Annotated in this window: 15 protein-coding genes; 6 read left to right on the top strand and 9 right to left on the bottom strand. The window is 70.5% G+C overall.

Annotation, left to right across the window (positions count from 1 at the left end; genetic code table 11):
* Positions 1-906: 906 nt before the first annotated feature.
* Together miaB and surE are read right to left on the bottom strand one after the other, a co-directional pair.
* A complete protein-coding gene (gene miaB, locus OHA72_RS63940) occupies positions 907-2,400 on the bottom strand; it encodes a tRNA (N6-isopentenyl adenosine(37)-C2)-methylthiotransferase MiaB (RefSeq protein WP_327005706.1) in 1,494 nt (497 codons plus the stop codon).
* Positions 2,401-2,413: 13 nt separating this feature from the next.
* A complete protein-coding gene (gene surE, locus OHA72_RS63945) occupies positions 2,414-3,202 on the bottom strand; it encodes a 5'/3'-nucleotidase SurE (RefSeq protein ID WP_327005707.1) in 789 nt (262 codons plus the stop codon).
* 122 nt (positions 3,203-3,324) lie between these two features.
* Between surE and OHA72_RS63950 the strand changes: the two genes are divergently transcribed.
* The 6 genes from OHA72_RS63950 (at position 3,325) to OHA72_RS63975 (ending at position 9,906) form a co-directional block, all read left to right on the top strand.
* The gene (locus OHA72_RS63950; protein ID WP_442788475.1) at positions 3,325-4,071 is read left to right on the top strand and encodes an amino acid ABC transporter ATP-binding protein; all 747 of its coding nucleotides are present in this window, start codon (positions 3,325-3,327) and stop codon (positions 4,069-4,071) included.
* 18 nt (positions 4,072-4,089) lie between these two features.
* A complete protein-coding gene (locus OHA72_RS63955) occupies positions 4,090-5,046 on the top strand; it encodes a glutamate ABC transporter substrate-binding protein (protein WP_327005709.1) in 957 nt (318 codons plus the stop codon).
* Between the two features lie 75 nt (positions 5,047-5,121).
* Entirely contained in the window at positions 5,122-5,778 is a 657-nt protein-coding gene (locus OHA72_RS63960; protein WP_327005710.1) for an amino acid ABC transporter permease, read from the top strand.
* Positions 5,775-6,638 carry an amino acid ABC transporter permease gene (locus OHA72_RS63965; RefSeq protein ID WP_327005711.1) on the top strand — a complete coding sequence of 288 codons (864 nt, stop codon included), beginning with the start codon at positions 5,775-5,777 and terminating at the stop codon, positions 6,636-6,638. Before OHA72_RS63960 ends, OHA72_RS63965 begins: the two co-directional genes overlap by 4 nt.
* A 119-nt stretch (positions 6,639-6,757) precedes the next feature.
* Complete coding sequence (locus tag OHA72_RS63970) at positions 6,758-8,755, top strand: Hsp70 family protein (RefSeq protein ID WP_327005712.1); 1,998 nt, start codon at positions 6,758-6,760, stop codon at positions 8,753-8,755.
* A 29-nt stretch (positions 8,756-8,784) separates the two neighbouring features.
* Positions 8,785-9,906 carry a branched-chain amino acid ABC transporter substrate-binding protein gene (locus tag OHA72_RS63975; protein ID WP_327005713.1) on the top strand — a complete coding sequence of 374 codons (1,122 nt, stop codon included), beginning with the start codon at positions 8,785-8,787 and terminating at the stop codon, positions 9,904-9,906.
* Positions 9,907-9,918: 12 nt separating this feature from the next.
* Here OHA72_RS63975 and rny read toward each other — a convergent pair whose 3' ends face one another.
* From rny to dhaM, 7 genes are all read right to left on the bottom strand, one after another.
* On the bottom strand, positions 9,919-11,703 hold the full coding sequence (gene rny, locus OHA72_RS63980; protein WP_327005714.1) for a ribonuclease Y: 1,785 nt from the start codon (positions 11,701-11,703) through the stop codon (positions 9,919-9,921).
* Positions 11,704-12,706: 1,003 nt separating this feature from the next.
* Positions 12,707-13,219, bottom strand: coding sequence for a regulatory protein RecX (locus tag OHA72_RS63985; RefSeq protein ID WP_442788807.1), 513 nt, complete (start codon positions 13,217-13,219; stop codon positions 12,707-12,709).
* Positions 13,220-14,413: 1,194 nt separating this feature from the next.
* Positions 14,414-15,463: a recombinase RecA gene (recA, locus tag OHA72_RS63990; RefSeq protein ID WP_327005715.1), complete on the bottom strand. Its 1,050-nt coding sequence runs from the start codon at positions 15,461-15,463 to the stop codon at positions 14,414-14,416.
* A gap of 148 nt (positions 15,464-15,611) precedes the next feature.
* A complete protein-coding gene (locus OHA72_RS63995; protein WP_327005716.1) occupies positions 15,612-15,812 on the bottom strand; it encodes a DUF3046 domain-containing protein in 201 nt (66 codons plus the stop codon).
* Between the two features lie 10 nt (positions 15,813-15,822).
* Positions 15,823-17,052 carry an MFS transporter gene (locus tag OHA72_RS64000; RefSeq protein WP_327005717.1) on the bottom strand — a complete coding sequence of 410 codons (1,230 nt, stop codon included), beginning with the start codon at positions 17,050-17,052 and terminating at the stop codon, positions 15,823-15,825.
* Between the two features lie 40 nt (positions 17,053-17,092).
* Positions 17,093-17,326, bottom strand: coding sequence for an HPr family phosphocarrier protein (locus OHA72_RS64005; protein WP_327005718.1), 234 nt, complete (start codon positions 17,324-17,326; stop codon positions 17,093-17,095).
* Positions 17,327-17,336: 10 nt separating this feature from the next.
* A complete protein-coding gene (gene dhaM / locus OHA72_RS64010) occupies positions 17,337-17,708 on the bottom strand; it encodes a dihydroxyacetone kinase phosphoryl donor subunit DhaM (RefSeq protein ID WP_327005719.1) in 372 nt (123 codons plus the stop codon).
* Positions 17,709-17,721 lie beyond the last annotated feature (13 nt).

Here is a 17,721-nt window from a genome sequence, read left to right on the forward strand (position 1 = left end):
CAACGCCAACACACACGCAAGGGCATCCAGTGACACCGCCCCGGACCCCACCCTCCAACCCCGACCCGTGATCCAAGGACCGATCCGGTCACCCAGACGGCCACCTACGTCCTTGGATCACCAACAGGTCCCGGCGCGAACCAAACAGCGTGAACACACCTTCGCCGGGGCATCCGTTGACACCGCTCTGGACAGCGCCCACCACCGCCGACCCATGATCAAAGGACCGATCCGGCCGCCCAACCGAGCGACGTTTGCCACTTCACCAGCCCAAATCACCCAGACCGCTGCGCCACACCCACCCACACCCGGACCCACTCATGATCCAAGGACGGCGGCGGCTGTCCGGGCAGCCACCTGAGTCCTTGGATCACCGGCAAATCCCTGCGCGAACCGAACAACGCCAACACACACGCAAGGGCATCCAGTGACACCACTCCGGACCGCGCCCTCCACCGCCGACCCGTGATCAAAGGACCGATTCGGTCGCCCAAGCGAGCGACGTTTGTCCCTTCACGCAGGCCCGAAGTCATCGGCGGCTTCAAACCCGCACAAATCGCCCAGACCGCTGCGCCACACCCACTCACACCCGGACCCCCTCATGATCAAAGGACAGCGGCGGCTGTCCGGGCAGCCACCCGCGTCCTTGGATCACCAGCAGGTCCCGGCGCGCGGCCAAACAGCGTGAACACGCACGCGAGGGCATCCGTCGACGACGCTCTGGACGGCGCCCCGACCGCGACCTGTGATCCAAGGATGGATCCGGTCGTCCAGGCGGCCACTCGGGTCCTTGGATCACGAGCGGTATTGCCGTGGGTCGAGGGCCGCGCGTCTGCGGTGGTTGCATGATCCGGGGGAGCTTGTGCAGCCAGAAGGTGCGCAAGGTCGTGCGGAAGTGCGGGTGGGTCAGCAGGAGCGGACGGGGGCGGGGGCCGGGGGTGGGGTGCCGATGGTGGGCATGCCGAGCGAGACGCCCGGGGTGCGGGTGACCCGGCCGGCCTCCCAGGCGTCGCCGGCGCGGGTGCGGCGGTGGGACAGCAGAGGGCCGTCGGCGTTGAGGTGGTGGGGGGCGGCGTACGTCACCGTGGTGTGCACGATGTCGCCGGGGCGCAGGGCGATGTCGCCGTTGGATGCGGTGACCGACGGGTCGGCGGCGAAGTGCACGAGGCGGCCGTCGCGGGCGCGGCCCGACATGCGGCCTGTGGCGCCGTCCTTGCGGCCCTCGCCGACGGCGACCAGGACCTCGACCGGCGTGCCGACGAGCTTCTTGTTCTCGTCCCAGCTGATCTGCTCAAGGGTGGCGATCAGCCGGTCATACCGCTCCTGGACGACCGCCTTCGGGATCTGCAGGTCCATGGTGGCCGCGGGGGTACCGGGGCGCTTGGAATACTGGAAGGTGAAGGCGCTGGAGTAGCGGGCCTCGCGGACCACGTCGAGGGTGCGCTCGAAGTCGGCATCCGTCTCGCCGGGGAAGCCGACGATGATGTCGGTGGTGATGGCGGCGTCGGGCATGGCGGCGCGGACGTTCTCGATGATGCCCAGGTAGCGCTCGGCGCGGTAGGAGCGGCGCATCGCGCGCAGCACGTCGTCGGAGCCGGACTGCAGGGGCATGTGCAGGGAGTGGCAGACGTTGGGGGTCTCGGCCATCGCGGCGATGACGTCGTCGGTGAAGTCCTTCGGGTGGGGGCTGGTGAAGCGGACCCGCTCGAGGCCCTCCACGTCGCCGCAGGCGCGCAGGAGCTTGCCGAAGGCGAGGCGGTCGCCGAACTCGACGCCGTAGGAGTTGACGTTCTGGCCGAGGAGGGTGACCTCCAGGACTCCCTCAAGAGCGAGGGCGCGGACCTCGGCGAGGATGTCGCCGGGGCGGCGGTCCTTCTCCTTGCCGCGCAGGGCCGGGACGATGCAGAACGTGCAGGTGTTGTTGCAGCCGACGGAGATGGAGACCCAGCCGGCGTAGGTCGACTCGCGGCGGGTGGGCAGCGTGGAGGGGAACACCTCGAGCGACTCGAGGATCTCAACCTCGGCGGCGGCGTTGTGGCGGGCGCGCTCCAGCAGGACCGGCAGGGAGCCGATGTTGTGGGTGCCGAAGACGACGTCGACCCAGGGGGCCTTCTTGACGATGTCGCCGCGGTCCTTCTGGGCGAGGCAGCCGCCGACGGCGATCTGCATGCCCGGCTGGGCGAGCTTCGTCGGGCGCAGGTGGCCGAGGTTGCCGTAGAGGCGGTTGTCGGCGTTCTCCCGCACGGCGCAGGTGTTGAACACGACCACGTCCGGCTCGGCGTCGGCGGGCACCGGGACGTAGCCGGCGTCCTCGAGGAGGCCGGAGATGCGCTCGGAGTCGTGCGCGTTCATCTGGCAGCCGTAGGTGATGACCTTGAAGCTGCGGGGGGTCTCAGTCATAGCAGCGCAAAGTTTAGCCCCCGACGTGTTCGCCCGCCGTATCCACCAGCCCGGGCAGCGCGACGTCGGCCGCCTCGCGGGACGGGCGGACGGGGGTGACGGCGACGTAGCCGTCCAGCAGCCACGCGTCGTCGCTGCCGGGCTCCGCGCCGTGGTCGCTCTGCTCGAGGGACATCCGCACGTACCCGTGGCCCTGCTCCAGCAGGACCATCTGCACGGCGCCGAACTGCGCGAGGGTCGCACGGCGGATGCCGCGCAGGTCGCCGGCGTGCAGGTTGGGCACGTTGACGTTGAGCACGAAGTCGCCGGTGAGCAGCGGCAACAGGTCGCCGGCGACCTCGGCGGCGGTGTCCCAGTGCTCCTGCGCGCCGTCCGCGGACGCGGTGGCGCGGAACGGCACGTCGAGGGAGACCGCCATCGCGCGGCAGCCGTTGGCGACGGCGGTGAACGCGGCGCCGACGGTGCCGGAGTGCAGGACGGCCGCGCCGGTGTTGGGGCCGCGGTTGATGCCGGACAGCACCACGTCGGGCACCGGGCCGTAGGCACCCCGGGTCGCCATCAGCGCGATGAACGCCGGCGACGCGGACACGGCGAACGTCGGTACGCCCGGGAACAGCGGCGGACGGGTCTCGGTGGCGATGCGCCCGTCGGACTCGACGCCGGTGAGGGAGGTCCCGGCGCCGCTGGCCTCGCGGGCGGGTGCCGCGACCACCACGTCGTGGCCTTGGCGGACCGCCATCGCGGCGAGCGCGTGCAGGCCGGGGCTGTCGATGCCGTCGTCGTTGGTCACCAGGATGCGCATGGTCATCATTGTGACAAGCCCCGGCCGTTATCCGTCCGTGACCGCTATGCAGCTGTTCGTGGGCATCGCCACCGCTAACGTCGAGCCCACCGACGGAGCCAGAGTGCACAGCGATGGGGCGGATGATGACGGACGAGCCTTTGATCGTGCTCAGCGGCGTCAACAAGTGGTTCGGTGAGCTCCATGTGCTCAAGGACGTGAACCTGTCGATCGCCCGGGGCGAGGTCGTGGTCGTGATCGGCCCGTCGGGCTCCGGCAAGTCGACGTTGTGCCGGGCGATCAACCGGCTGGAGCCGATCAACAACGGCGAGATCGTCTTCGACGGTGTCCGCCTGCCCGAGGAGGGCCGCCCGCTCGCCCGCCTGCGCAGCGAGGTCGGCATGGTGTTCCAGTCGTTCAACCTGTTCGCGCACAAGACCATCCTCGAGAACGTGATGCTCGGACCGGTCAAGGTGCGCAAGGAGAAGACGGCCGTGGTGCGGGAGCGCGCCATGGGCCTCCTCGATCGGGTCGGCATCGTCGCGCAGGCGGAGAAGTACCCGGCGCAGCTGTCCGGCGGTCAGCAGCAGCGGGCCGCGATCGCCCGGGCCCTCGCGATGCAGCCGAAGGCGATGCTGTTCGACGAGCCGACGAGCGCGCTGGACCCCGAGATGGTCGGCGAGGTGCTCGAGGTGATGACCGGGCTGGCCGGCGAGGGTATGACGATGGTCGTCGTCACGCACGAGATGGGCTTCGCGCGACACGCCGCGAACCGGGTCGTGTTCATGGCGGACGGCCAGCTGGTCGAGGAGGCGGATCCGAAGACGTTCTTCGCGAGCCCGCGCACCGACCGGGCCAAGGACTTCCTGTCGAAGATTCTCACCCACTGAAAGGGGATAGCGACCATCATGCGTATCTCGCGGATCGCCGCGGCAGCCGCCGCCGTCACGCTTGCGCTGGGCCTGGCCGCCTGCGGCAAGGATGGCACGCCCGCACCGACGACTGACGGCGGGGCCAGCTCCGGCGCGCCGACCAGCGACGCCTGCACCTCCTCGGGCACCACGTTCACACCGGCGACCGGTGTGGCGATCACGGGCAGCCCGACGTTCGACAAGATCAAGGCGGCCGGGAAGGTCGTCATCGGCGTCAAGTTCGACCAGCCCAACCTCGGCTACAAGGACGCCGCCGGCAAGCGGTGCGGCTTCGACATCGAGATCGCCCAGCTGATCGCGTCCAAGCTCGGCGTCGACCCGTCGAAGATCGAGTACAAGGAGATCGCCTCCGCCAACCGCGAGACCGCGATCAAGGGCGGCGAGGTCGACTACTACGTCGGCACCTACTCCATCACCGACAAGCGCAAGGCCGACGTGTCCTTCGCCGGCCCGTACTTCATCGCCGCGCAGGACCTGCTGGTCCGCAAGGACGACACCTCCATCACCGGCTCCGACAGCCTCAAGGGCAAGACCGTCTGCTCCGCGACCGGCTCCACCCCGATCCAGCGGGTCCGGGACCAGAAGCTGACCGACAAGATCGTGGAGTTCAAGACCTACTCCGAATGCGTGTCGCAGCTGCTGGACAAGAAGGTCGACGCCGTCACCACCGACGACGCCATCCTCAAGGGCTTCGCCGCGCAGAGCCCGTCACTGCTGAAGGTCGTCGGCAAGCCGTTCCTCGACCCCACCACCGGCAAGGCCTACCCCGAGAAGTACGGCATCGGCCTCGGCCACGACGACAAGGCCCTCCGCGACTTCGTCAACGCCGCCCTCGAAGCAGCCTTCAAGGACGGCACCTGGCAGAAGGTCTACGACGGCACCCTCGGCAAGTCCGGCTCGGCGGGCAGCCCGCCGGCCCTCGAGAAGTACTGATCCTGTCGTTGACGGGGCGCCGCCTTGCCGGCGGCGCCCCGCTCGCATGTGCCGGGCTGAAGCGGAGGTGATGGCGTGAACGAGTTCGTACACGTCCTTACGGACAACTGGGACGTCATCGGCTCCCATTTCTGGGAGACGATCAAGCTCTTCCTGATCGCCGCCGTCGGCTCGCTGGTGATCGGCACGCTGCTGGCCGCGATGCGGGTGTCCCCCGTCCCCGCGCTGCGCGGGTTCGGCAGCTCCTACGTGCTGCTGCTGCGCAACACCCCGCTCACGCTGGTCTTCGCGCTGCAGGTGTTCGCGCTGCCGAAGCTCGGCGTCACGTTCGACTTCACCACCGGCGCCTGTGTCGCGCTGACGGCGTACACCAGCGCGTTCGTGTGCGAGGCGCTGCGCTCCGGCATCAACACGGTGCCCGTCGGGCAGGCCGAGGCCGCGCGCGCCTTGGGCATGACGTTCGTCCAGGTACTGACCACCGTGGTGCTGCCACAGGCGTTCCGCACCGTGGTGCCGCCGCTGGTGAGCGTGCTCAACGCCATGCTGAAGAACACCACGGTCGCCGCCGGCTTCTCCGTCGCCGAGGCGGGCGCCATCACGTTCTACCTGTCCGAGCGCGGCGAGAACCAGATCTACACCCTGCTGTGGATCACCATCGGGTTCCTGATCCTCGTCGTCCCGCTCGTCACCGTCCAACGGATGCTCGAACGACGCTGGAAGGTCGCGCGATGACCAATGTCCTCTACGACCTGCCCGGTCCGAAGGCCCGGCTGCGCTACCGCATCATCGGCATCCTCAGCGCGGTGGGGATCGTGGCGCTGCTCGCCTACATCGGCTGGCGCTTCTACGACACCGGCCAGTTCGAGCCGATCCGCTGGCAGCAGTTCCAATACGCGCAGATCCAGCGGGACCTGCTGGACGGTTACCTCACCACGCTGAGCGCCGCCGGTACCGCCGCCGTCCTCGCCATCGCCCTCGGCGCGCTGCTGGCCACCGGGCGGCTGAGCGACCACGCCGTGTTCCGGGCCCCGACGACGGGGTTCGTCGAGCTGTTCCGTGCGATCCCGCTGCTGATCCTGATCTTCTTCGCGTACTACGGCCCGATCCAGCTCGGCTACAAGGTCGGCCCGTTCTGGCCACTGGTGGTGGGTCTCACCCTGTACAACGGCGCCGTGCTGTCCGAGATCTTCCGGGCCGGCATCATCTCCGTGGCCCGCGGGCAGTCGGAGGCGGCGTACGCGCTCGGCATGCGCAAGTCGCAGGTCATGATCTCGATCCTGCTGCCGCAGGCGGTCCGGGCGATGCTCCCGGCGATCGTCAGCCAGCTGGTCGTGCTGCTCAAGGACACCGCGCTCGGGTTCATCATCCAGCTGCCGGAGCTGCTGTACTACGGCAAGCAGATCGGCGGCCGGCTGCCGTTCGGCTTCCCCTACGTGCCCAGCTACCTCGTCGTCGCCGTCGTCTACATCGGCACCTGCGGCCTGCTGTCGTGGTTCGCGTTCTGGCTGCAGCGGCGCCTCATGGGCGGCCCCAAGCAGGTGAAGACGACAGCGAAGCCCGTCAAGCTGACCGACGTCGGACAGGCCGTGTAAATGGTCCGCAGCGCAGCGGGGGCGCGGGCTCACAGTGCCGCTGGAGCGCGGCGGAAGCGACGCTGTGAGCTGACCGAACGATGATTGGCAAGGTTGCGCAGAGTACGTACGCTGCGCGGGTGGCGGACACCGGCTTTCGTTTGGGCATCGACTTCGGCACCTCGAACACCGTCGCCGTGCTCCGCTGGCCGGACGGCCGCACGAAACCGCTGCTGTTCGACGGTTCGCCGCTGCTGCCCTCCGCCGTCTATGTCAACGCCGACGGCACCATCCTCACCGGGCGTGACGCCGTGCACTCGGCACGGTTGCAGCCGCACCGGTTCGAGCCGTACCCGAAGCGCCGCGTCGAAGAAGGCACCGTCTGGCTCGGCGAGCAGGACGTGCCGGTCATCGATCTCGTCGCCACCGTGCTGCGCCGGGTCGCCGCCGAGTCCTACCGGGTCGCGGGCTCCCACCCGAACGAGGTCAACCTCACCCACCCGGCGACGTGGCCGCCGCAGCGCCGCCAGACCCTCGCGCAGGCCGCCACGGCCGCCGGGTTCCCCGCGCCGTTCCTGTCCTCGGAGCCGGTCGCCGCGGCGTCCTACTTCGTCGGCACCATCGGCACCCACGTCCCCGTCGGTGGCATCGCCGTCGTGTACGACTTTGGCGCCGGCACCTTCGACGCGAGCGTGGTGCGCCGCAACGCCGGCGGCGGCTTCGACGTCCTCGCCAGCGAAGGGCTCCCCGACGCGGGCGGCCTGGACGTCGACGCGGCCGTCGTGGCATACCTGGGCCGCGCCTTCACCGGCCGCGAGGGCGACCAGTGGCGCCGCCTGACCAACCCGGAGAGCGAGACCGACCGGCGCGCCGCGTGGCAGCTGTGGGAGGACGCCCGGCTCGCCAAGGAGATGCTCAGCCGGGCCGCCACCACCTACGTGCACGTGCCGCTGTTCGACGAGAGCGTGCCGATCGGGCGGGAACAGCTGGAGCAGCTGGCCAAGCCGATCCTGGACCGGACCGTCACCGCCACCCAGATCGCGGTGACCTCCGCGGGGGTCTCGGGGCCGCCCCTCGCCGCGGTGTTCCTGGTCGGCGGGTCGTCACGCATCCCGCTCGCCGCGACGCTGCTGCACCGGGCGTTCGGGCTGGCACCCACCGCGATCGAGCAGCCCGAGCTGGTCGTCGCGGAGGGCGCGCTGCACCTCGCACCGCCGACCGGGCGCGCGCACGTCGGCGGGGCGCCGTCGGGTGGCCTCGCGGGGTCGCCGACGTCCGGTGCTTCTGGTCCGTTCGGTCCGGTACCCACGTCCGGCGGGCCGTCCTCCGGCGGGCCCTCGTCGGGTGGGCCGTCCTCCGGGGGGCCCTCGTCCGGCGGGCCGTCGGGGGGTTCGCACGAGCCGAGCGGGGACGTGTCGGCGCAGCCGGTGTCGGCCACACCGGTGTCACCGGGCTTCAGCATGCCGTCGATGAACCCGGGGCTGCCGCCATTGCTGCAGACCGCCTCGATGCCGGTGGTGCCGAGCCAGCAGCCGCCGGGGTACCAGCCGCCGCAGCACCAGATGCCGCAGCAGCCTGGCCCGGCGCAGCCCGGCCAGTATCAGCAGCCGGCGCCGCACCAGCAACCGGCGCCGCACCAACAGCCTGCGCCGCACCAGCAACCGGCGCAGCATCAGCAGCCTGCCCAGCGGCCCGGGGTGCCGCCGCAGGGGCAGCGGCCGCCCGGGCAGCAGCCGCCGGTCCAGCCGCAGGTGCAGCAGCGGCCGCCGGTCGTGCCGCCGATCCCGGCTCAGCCCACCCAGCCGGTCCAGCAGGGTTTCCCACAGCAGGTGCAGCAGCCCGCCCAGCAGGGGTTCCCGCAGCGGTTCCAGCCGCAGGTGCCCGGGCACCGGCCGCAGGTCAGCGCACCCCCCGCGTCCGGGCCGCCGGCGCAGAACTGGATGGCGCCCGCCTCCGGGCCACCCGCCTCCGGACCGCCCGCGTCGGGGCCGCCCGCCTCGGACCGCCCGCGTCGGGGCCGCCCGCCTCCGGACCTCCCGCCCAGGGATGGTCATCGGGTGGCCAGGCGTACCCGCCGGCCAACCGGCGCCGGACCGGGACGCTGGTCACCGCGGTCGGTGGCGGGGTCCTCGTCCTGATCCTCCTCGTCGCCGGCATCGTCTGGGCCGTGAACCGCGGCGACGGCGGCGAGCCGGGTGGCGGCGGCAGCAGCGGCCCGTCCAACCAGGCGGGGCCGGCGGTGTCCGCGGCCTGCGGGCACAAGGTCGCCTTCCTCGGCATCCTCGCCGGCAACGGCTCCAAGGACACCAACGGCATGCGCAACGCCGCCAAGCTGGCCGTCGACGACTACAACACGAAGCATCCCGGCTGCAACGTCGGGTTCGCGGAGTTCGACACCAAGGGCACCGAGGAGGGCAGCAAGGCCGCCGCGGAGAACCTGGTCGCCGACAGCGAGGTGATGGGCGTCGTCGGGCCCGCGTACCGCGTCGAGATCCTCGCCGCCGCACCCATCCTGGAGAAGGCCGGCATCCCGTTCTTCACGCCGTTCGCGCCGGACGTCGACCTCGCCGCGAAGGGCTGGTCCACGTTCCACCGCCTCATCGCCAACGACAAGGACCAGGCCGCGGCCGGCGCCCGGTACATCAAGAACAAGCTGCGCGCCTCGAAGGTCGTCGTGGTCTACGACGACACCGACTTCGGCGGCGTGGCCCGGCAGGCGGTCTCGAGCACCCTCGGCGGCGCCGTCACCGCGAGCGTCGCGATCCGCCGGGCGGACAAGGACTTCGCCGGCCCCGTCGGCCAGGTGACGAACGCGAGCCCGGACGCGGTGTACTACGCCGGCGAGTCCGACGACGGCACGGCGTTCATCAAGGCGCTGCGGGCGGCGAAACCGGGCATCGCGATCGTCGTCAGCGACCGGCTGTTCACCCAGCTCTTCGTCGACACGCTCGCCAAGGCCGCCGACGACATCATCGTCACCTGCCCCTGCATCCCGAGCGACCGCGCGAGCGGCGACTACGCGTCGCGGTACCAGGCGGCGTACAAGGCGACGGCCGGCTACTACGGCCCCGAGGCGTACGACGGGGCGGCCATCCTGCTGGAGGGTTTCACGGCCGGCAAGGCGACTCGGGCGGACATGCTCGCCTTCGTCAACAAGTACGACGGCAAGGGCGTCGCGCGGTCGTACAAATTCACCGCGACCGGTGAGCTGGCGGTGGCGGACCCGCTGATCTGGTCCTACAAGATCGCCAGCCCGTACACATCCGCGGAGTCGGTGATCGCCCCGTAGCCGGTCCTGCGCTCAGCGGGCGATCTCGGTCACCCTCGACTCGCGGACGACGGTGACGCGGATCTGGCCGGGGTAGGTCAGCTCCTCCTCGATCTGCTTCGCCACGTCGCGGGCGAGCACGGCGGCGCCGATGTCGTCGACGTCGTCGGGGCGGACCATGACCCGGATCTCGCGGCCTGCCTGCATCGCGAAGACCTTCTCGACGCCCGACTTGCCGGCGGCGATCTCCTCGATGCGCTCGAGGCGCTTGACGTAGGCCTCAAGGCTCTCGCGGCGCGCCCCGGGGCGGCCACCGGAGCAGGCGTCGGAGGCCTGGGTGAGCACGGCCTCGATGGTCTGCGGCAGGACCTCGTTGTGATGCGCTTCGATGGCGTGCACGATGTCCTCGTGCTCGCCATACTTGCGGGCCACGTCGGCGCCGATCAGCGCGTGGCTGCCCTCGACCTCATGGGTGAGCGCCTTGCCGATGTCGTGCAGGAACGCGCTGCGCTTGATCGGCTTCGGGTCCAGGCGCAGCTCGCTGGCCATGATGCCGGCGATGTGGGCGGTCTCGACGAGGTGCTTGAGGACGTTCTGGCCGTACGACGTCCGGTACCGCAGCCGCCCGAGCAACGTCATCAGCTCCGGGTGCAGGTCCGTGATGCCGACCTCGACCAGAGCGTCCTCGGCGGCGCGCAGGCAGAGACGCTCGACTTCGTGCTTGGCCTGCTCGAACACCTCCTCGATGCGGTGCGGGTGGATCCGGCCGTCGAGCACGAGCTTCTCCAGCGTGAGGCGGCCGATCTCCCGCCGCACCGGGTCGAAGCAGGACAGCAGGACCGCCTCGGGCGTGTCGTCGATGATCAGGTTGACCCCGGTCGTCGACTCGAACGCGCGGATGTTGCGGCCCTCACGGCCGATGATCCGGCCCTTCATCTCGTCGCTGGGCAGGTGCAGGACGCTGACGACGCTCTCCGCGGTCTGCTCGCTGGCGACCCGCTGGATGGCGTCCACGACGATGTGCCGGGCCCGCTGGTCGGCGGTGTTGCGGGCGTCGTTCTCGATGTCGCGCACGAGCAGCGCGGCCTCGCGCTTCGCCTGCATCTCGATCGTCTCGATGACCTCGACCCTGGCGGCGTCGGTGGTGAGCCCCGCGACCCGCTCCAGCTCCTCGCGGTGCCGCTCCTCGCCCGCGGCGATCTCGGCCTCACGGCGGGTGAGGGCCGCCTCCCGCTCGAGCAGGTCGGCCTCGGTGCTGGTGATGCGCCGGTCGCGCTCGGCCAGCCGCTCGGCTTCCTCGGCGAACAGCCGCTCCCGCTCGTCGAGCCGGCGCTGGCGCCGCTCCGCGTCCTGCGACTGCTCCTTCGCCACCGTGGTCAACTGGCTGACCTCGCGCTCACCGGCGCGGCGGGCGGCGGCCCGGGCCTGCTCGGCGTCGGTCTCCGCCTGCCGGTGCGCCCGCTCCAGCAACGAGTCGGCCTCGGCCCTGGCCGCGTCGAGAATGCGCCGCGCCTCCGACCTGGCGGAACTGGCCTCCGCCTTGGCCGCTGCCGCCTCGGTACGCGCAGCGGCCGCAACGGCACGCGCCTCGTCGACGGCGGCGGTGGCGTCCTCGGCCGCGGTGCGCAGCGAGGCGAGGGAGTGCTCCTGCCGGTCCTTCTCGGCCAGGAACGCGGGATCTTCGGCAACGGGCAGAGCGGGCGCCGTGGCGGCGGTGTGCAGGCGGCGCATGACCTTCAGCGAGAGCAGCAGCGCGGCGAGGACGCCGAGGCCGATGACGACGACCACGACGACGAGCACAACCTGCAGGCCGGTCACGCGGTCACCTGGCCGGCGGGCTGCTGGCGCTGCTCGCTTGCGGCTTGCTGCTCGCTTGCGGGTCGTTCGCAGAGGATGACAGGGGCGCACTCCGTCACGACGTCACCTCGCTCCGCTCGGCGCTGCGCAGAGTCGCGCAACGCGGGATGTTGTGGAGGAGACGCCCGACCACACACTGCCATCAAGATGTATCAATATCGAGGCACAGGGTGCCCCGACAACGGGTCGACACCGCCACCTCCCGCAAGGCGCGGCGCTTATGTGTCATGCGTAAACGTTGCTGATCTGTGACGCGATCTATGTTGTGCGGTAAACCCGCGGTGGTTGGGCGGTCTCCATCTGGTAACGCCGAGGCTAGGTCGTGAAGGGCGCTTCGGTCAAGGACTCATGATCGGGCACCATAAGGGACGTAAGTCCGTCAAGACCCTTGCCTGGCGAAACACCCTACCAGTGACATTTGACCAGAACTTTCCGGCATGTCGGTCGCACTCCGCCGCAAATTGTCGCCCACTGTAGCGATCCCGACGCTCCGCGCTGAACCCCGACCGACGTGCAGCTGCAATCATTCCACCACAGACCGTGCGCTCACCAACCACCGCATCGACGCCTGTCGCACTCCAGCCACGCTGGAAGGTCGCAGTGCAACACGCTGAGCTACCTGGCCGACATCCTGGTGGCTGTTCGCTGTTGCGCCGTCACCGTCGGATGGCGCACCGCGGACGATGACGCCGCGGGTGGCGGCCGGTGTGCCGGACTCCGCACGACAACCGTACGCACGGCGTGAAGCGGACACGCCTCCCGGCACGATCGGCGATTTCCACCACCGGGGTGCCATCACGATCGACGGCGACTTGGCGGGTGACCCTGCCGCGAGGGCGAGGGCGGGCAGGTCTGCGCGGAACGCCCGCCCGTAGACCGGTCGAACGTCAAACGTTGCGCTGCCAGCGCCGACGGCAGGTCAACGTCGGGCAGGTCAACGTCGGGCAGGCCGACGTCGGGCAGGTCAGCGCTGGTCGGGGTCGAGGGCGGCGTCGGCGAGGGCGTCCGGGTCGATGCCGTCGGCGAACTCGGCGGCGTCCGCGCGTTCGGCCAGTCCCTCCTTCACGAGGCGGATGGCCAGGCCTGGCGGATACCCCTTCCTTGCCAGCATCCCCACGAGCCGCCGGAACACCGCCTCCGGGGGTGCGTTGGACTCGACGCGGAGGCGCCTGGCGACCAAGGCTCGGGCGGTCTGCTCCTCGACGTCGGGGTCGAGCTCGTCAAGGGCCTCGCCGACCTCGTCGGACGAGACGCCCTTGCGGCGCAGCTCCCCCGCCAGCGCCCGCCGGGCCAGGCCCTTGCCGTGGTGGCGACTGGTGACCCAGGCACGGGCGAACGCGGCGTCGTCGATGATGCCGACCTCGTCATACCGATCGAGGATCTCGTCGGCGATCTCGTCCTCGACCCCACGCTTCCGCATGGCGGTGGCGAGCTCGAGCCTGGTCCTCGGCCGCACGGCGAGCTGCCGCAGACAGATCTCCCGTGCTGCTTCCCTCGGGTCGAGCGACGCGGCCTGCTGACCACCCCGCCGCCCAGCGCCACCCCGCCGCCCAGCGCCGCCCGGCTGCTCAGAGCCGCCCGGCTGCTCAGAGCCGCCCGGTTGCTCAGAGCCGCCCGGTTGCTCGGTGCCATCAGGCTGCCCGGTGTCGCCTGGCTGATCCCGTCCCGTCGAACGGCTGGAACCGCCTCGGCCGGTGCCATACCCATCGCGACCCGACCGGCCACTGCCACGACCCGATCTGCGGCTGCCGTCGTGGACAGGCCGGCCACCCTCGTCGTCGTGATCCGGTCTCGGATCGCCAACGGTGAAGAGGCCATCGCCGCCGAGCGGTCCATCGGCTCGCGTGCTGCCGCGAGATCGGCCCGCCCGGGTGCCACCAGGAGGCGCGCCGGCCTGAGTGTCCTTGGGAAGCTTGCCGGCCCGCACACCGCCGGGAGAGCCGCTGGAAGCGCCACCGACCCGGGCACCGCCGGAAGGGCCGCTGGAAGCGCCGCCGGCCCGGGCGCCGCCGGAAGGGCCGCCGGCCCTGGTGCCGACGTCAGGGGTGGACAGCCAAGCAGGCGGTGCGCTGCTCGTCACCGCGGGCAGTCTGGTGGACGCGACGTCGCTGTGCTCAGGATCGGATGGCCAGCCCGGCGGCACGTCGCCGGGAGACGTCCGCCGCGGGCGCGCCGCCGTGGCCCCGCCCGGCTGGGACTCGGCGGCCAGCCACGGATTGTCGTCGCCCATGTCGGCGAACGGCCAGGAACCCCTCGCCGCAGCAGCAGCCCCCGACGCAACAGACCCCGCCACAGCACCCGGAACCGCAGCTCCAGCCCCCGCAGCAGACCCCGCAGCGCCAGACCCGACGGCACCAGGCCCAAGAGCGCCGGACTCGGCAGCTGCGGATGTCAGAGCGTCAGGCTCGTGCCCGACGCCCTCAGCCGGCTGCTCGCTGGGATCGCTGGATCGCCGCCTGCCCGGCACGAGAACACCTCCGAAACCATGAACCGCCCGCGCCAGCATCAAGCCGCAACGAGCGGCAAGCCAGCAACGAGCGGCAAACCCGCGTCAACAGCGGACCGACGGACAGGCGGGCCGGGCCGCGGGTCGGACCCCCAGACGGAGGTCCTCCCGCGGACCGGCACCGAACGCCGTGAGTCGCGCATGGAAGAAAGGCCGAGCTGCCGGTCAGAAGTCGACCGGGACCACCTCGGGGCCGCCGGCCGCGTCCGTGGCCTGTCCGACGCCGACACCGAGCTTCTCTTTGATCTTCTTCTCGATCTCGGCGGCCACGTCGGGGTTCTCCCGCAGGAACTTACGGGAGTTCTCCTTGCCCTGGCCGAGCTGGTCGCCGTCGTAGGTATACCAGGCGCCGGCCTTGCGGATGATCGTCTGCTCGACGCCCACGTCGATGAGGGAGCCCTCGCGGGAGATGCCCTTGCCATACATGATGTCGAACTCGGCCTGCTTGAACGGCGAGGCCACCTTGTTCTTCACGACCTTGACGCGGGTGCGGTTGCCCACCACGTCGGTGCCGTCCTTGAGGCTCTCGATGCGGCGCACGTCGAGGCGGACCGACGAGTAGAACTTCAGCGCGCGGCCACCGGTCGTGGTCTCGGGGCTGCCGAACATGACACCGATCTTCTCGCGGAGCTGGTTGATGAAGATCGCGGTGGTGCCGGAGTTGTTGAGCGCACCGGTGATCTTCCGCAGCGCCTGGCTCATGAGGCGGGCCTGGAGGCCGACGTGGCTGTCGCCCATCTCGCCCTCGATCTCGGCGCGCGGCACGAGGGCTGCGACCGAGTCGATGACGATGATGTCGAGGGCGCCGGAGCGCACCAGCATGTCGACGATCTCGAGGGCCTGCTCACCGGTGTCCGGCTGGGACACCAGCAGCGCGTCGGTGTCGACGCCGAGATTCTTGGCATAGTCGGGGTCCAGTGCGTGCTCCGCGTCGATGAACGCCGCGATGCCGCCCTGTGCCTGGGCATTGGCGATCGCGTGGAGCGCGACGGTCGTCTTACCGCTGGACTCAGGTCCGAAGACCTCGATGACACGTCCGCGGGGCAGGCCACCGATCCCGAGGGCCACGTCGAGTGCGATGGAGCCGGTCGGGATCACCGCCATCGGAGCGATGACCCGCTCACCGAGGCGCATGACCGAGCCCTTGCCGAACTGTTTGTCGATCTGCGAGAGGGCGAGCCCGAGCGCCTTCTCCCGGTCAGGTTGCACTGCCATGTCCGTCACCCCTGAGTTCGCGGTCTTCGTCGGCGTTCGTTTATTCACGCTGACAAGGTAAGCGCCGGGTATGACAAAAACCGGCGCCGACCCCTGAGGAGGCTACCCGTACATCTGTACGATCAACGAGGCGACACGCCAAAAAACATCACCGCAGCCTGCTAGGAACACGCTCCGGATACGCGGCAACCACAGCGCGCCACACCACGGCGGCATCCTCGCCACCTGCGAGAGCTTCCCTGATGGTCCGTCCACCCAGTTCGGTCAGGACCTGGTCGTTGGCGACGCTCCCCGCGTACGCCACGCCGAACACCTGCTCCAGCCGCTGCCAGAAATCCGTCAGTCGCACGCGGCCAAGACTAAGACCTCCGCAGTGCCAGAGCAGCCAGCGGCACCACGGCGACGCCCGCCAGTACCGACAACGTGGCGAACCCGAACAGATCGACCACGACCCCGGCGAGCGCGCCCGCCGTGGCCGCCGAAACGCCCATAATGACGTCGGACAGCCCCTGGACACCGGAGCGCTGCACGACCGGCACGGACTCCGACAGCAGCGTGGAGCCCGCCACCATCGTGCAGCTCCAGCCCACGCCGAGCAGACCCATCGCGACCGAGAGCTGGACCGTGCCGTCGCCTGCGGTGCCACTCAGCGCGCACGCGAGGGCCAGCAGCACGACACCCGTCAGGATGACCGGCCGGCGGCCGAAACGGTCGGTGGCCCAGCCGACGACCGGCGACAACGCGTACATGCCGGTGATGTGGATGCTGATCACCAGCCCGACGACGCGCAGCAGGTCACCGTGCTCGTGCACGTAACCACCGATGTGCACGGGCGTCATCGACATCACGCCGACCATCACCACGTGCCCGACGGCAACGGTGGAGACGCCCAGCCGTGCGCCGACGCTGGTCCGGATCGCCGAGAAGGCCGACTTCCACGATGGTGATTTTTCCGATAAATCGGAAACCACCAGCAGTCGCGCCGTCAGCAGCGGATCCGGCCGCAGCAGCCCGAACAGCACCACCGCCGCCAACCCGAACGCCAGGGCACTGAACAGGTACGGCCCCGCGTACTCCGGCGCACCCCACGGCATGGTCACCCGATCGGCGAACGGCGCCAGGTTCGGACCCACGACGGCGCCCAGTGTCGTCGCCCACACCACCAGCGACAGATGCCGCGCACGGTGGTCGCTGTCGGCGAGGTCCACCGCCGCGTACCGCGACTGCAGATTGGCCGCACTCGCTCCGCCGAACAGGAACGTCCCCACGAACAGCAGCGGCACCCACTGCAGCTGCACCGCGGTGACGACCAGCAACGATCCGGTCACCCCGGCGGCATACGCGAACACCAGCCCCGGCCGCCGCCCACCGGTCCGCATGAGTCTGGTGGCCGGGATCGCGATCAGGGCCGCCCCGATGACCGCGGCACTGCCGGACAGCCCGGCGGCGGTCGGCCCTGCCATCTCCGAGGCGAGCAGTGCGCCGATCGACACCCCGCTCGCCACGCCGAGCCCGCCGACAATCTGCGTGGATACGAGCAGCCCGAGGGTGCGCCGCTGGAGCGTGGCAACGGGAAGTGTGTCGATCACGGTGCCATCCTCGCGTACGCACCGCGAAGCGCACCACTCCTTACTCGTAAGCCGACAGGAGAGACACGACCGCCGATACCGCGGCTTCGGCGTCGGCGCCACTGGCGTGCACCTGCACCGAGGAACCCGCGCGGGCGTTGAGACCCATCACCCCGAGCACGCTGCGTGCACTCACCTGCTTGCCTTCGAAGCGGATTTCGACGGTACTGACGAAGCCCGCCGCCGCCCGGACCAGCGCCCCCGCCGGCCTGGCGTGCAGGTCGGCGGGCAGCACGACGGTCGCCTCAGAGCTTGCGGACATCGCGGGCCTCCGTCGCCGCGCGGGTGCACTCGGTGACGTCGGCACCGGCGCCAGCCAGCACCGCCGCGGCCACCGCACCCTCGACGAACGGGGCGTCGACCAAAACAGCCGTGTTGGCGACCCGGTCCTCCAGCACGGTCTGCGCGGTGAGGACGGCGCTGCCCAGGTCGGTCAGGACCAGCACCCCGCCACCCCGGTCGGCCCGGTCGATCGCGACCAGGATCCGGTCGTAGCTGGTGCCGAGCCCCCCGTCGTCGGTGCCGCCCGCCGCCTCGATCGGCACCTCCTCCCCCGCCACCTGGACGAGCATGTCCCGCAACCCGTGCGCGAGCCGTTCGCTGTGCGAAACGAGCACGATTCCCACCATG

It is taken from the genome of Dactylosporangium sp. NBC_01737, assembly GCF_035963215.1.
GTDB lineage: Bacteria > Actinomycetota > Actinomycetes > Mycobacteriales > Micromonosporaceae > Dactylosporangium.

Excerpts from the sequence above, each read along its gene's own strand:
- OHA72_RS63950 (WP_442788475.1), top strand. The coding sequence starts at position 3,325 with ATGATGACGGACGAGCCTTTGATCGTGCTCAGCGGCGTCAACAAGTGG.
- OHA72_RS63965 (WP_327005711.1), top strand. The coding sequence starts at position 5,775 with ATGACCAATGTCCTCTACGACCTGCCCGGTCCGAAGGCCCGGCTGCGC.
- surE (WP_327005707.1), bottom strand. The coding sequence starts at position 3,202 with ATGCGCATCCTGGTGACCAACGACGACGGCATCGACAGCCCCGGCCTG.
- miaB (WP_327005706.1), bottom strand. The coding sequence starts at position 2,400 with ATGACTGAGACCCCCCGCAGCTTCAAGGTCATCACCTACGGCTGCCAG.
- recA (WP_327005715.1), bottom strand. The coding sequence starts at position 15,463 with ATGGCAGTGCAACCTGACCGGGAGAAGGCGCTCGGGCTCGCCCTCTCG.
- OHA72_RS63955 (WP_327005709.1), top strand. The coding sequence starts at position 4,090 with ATGCGTATCTCGCGGATCGCCGCGGCAGCCGCCGCCGTCACGCTTGCG.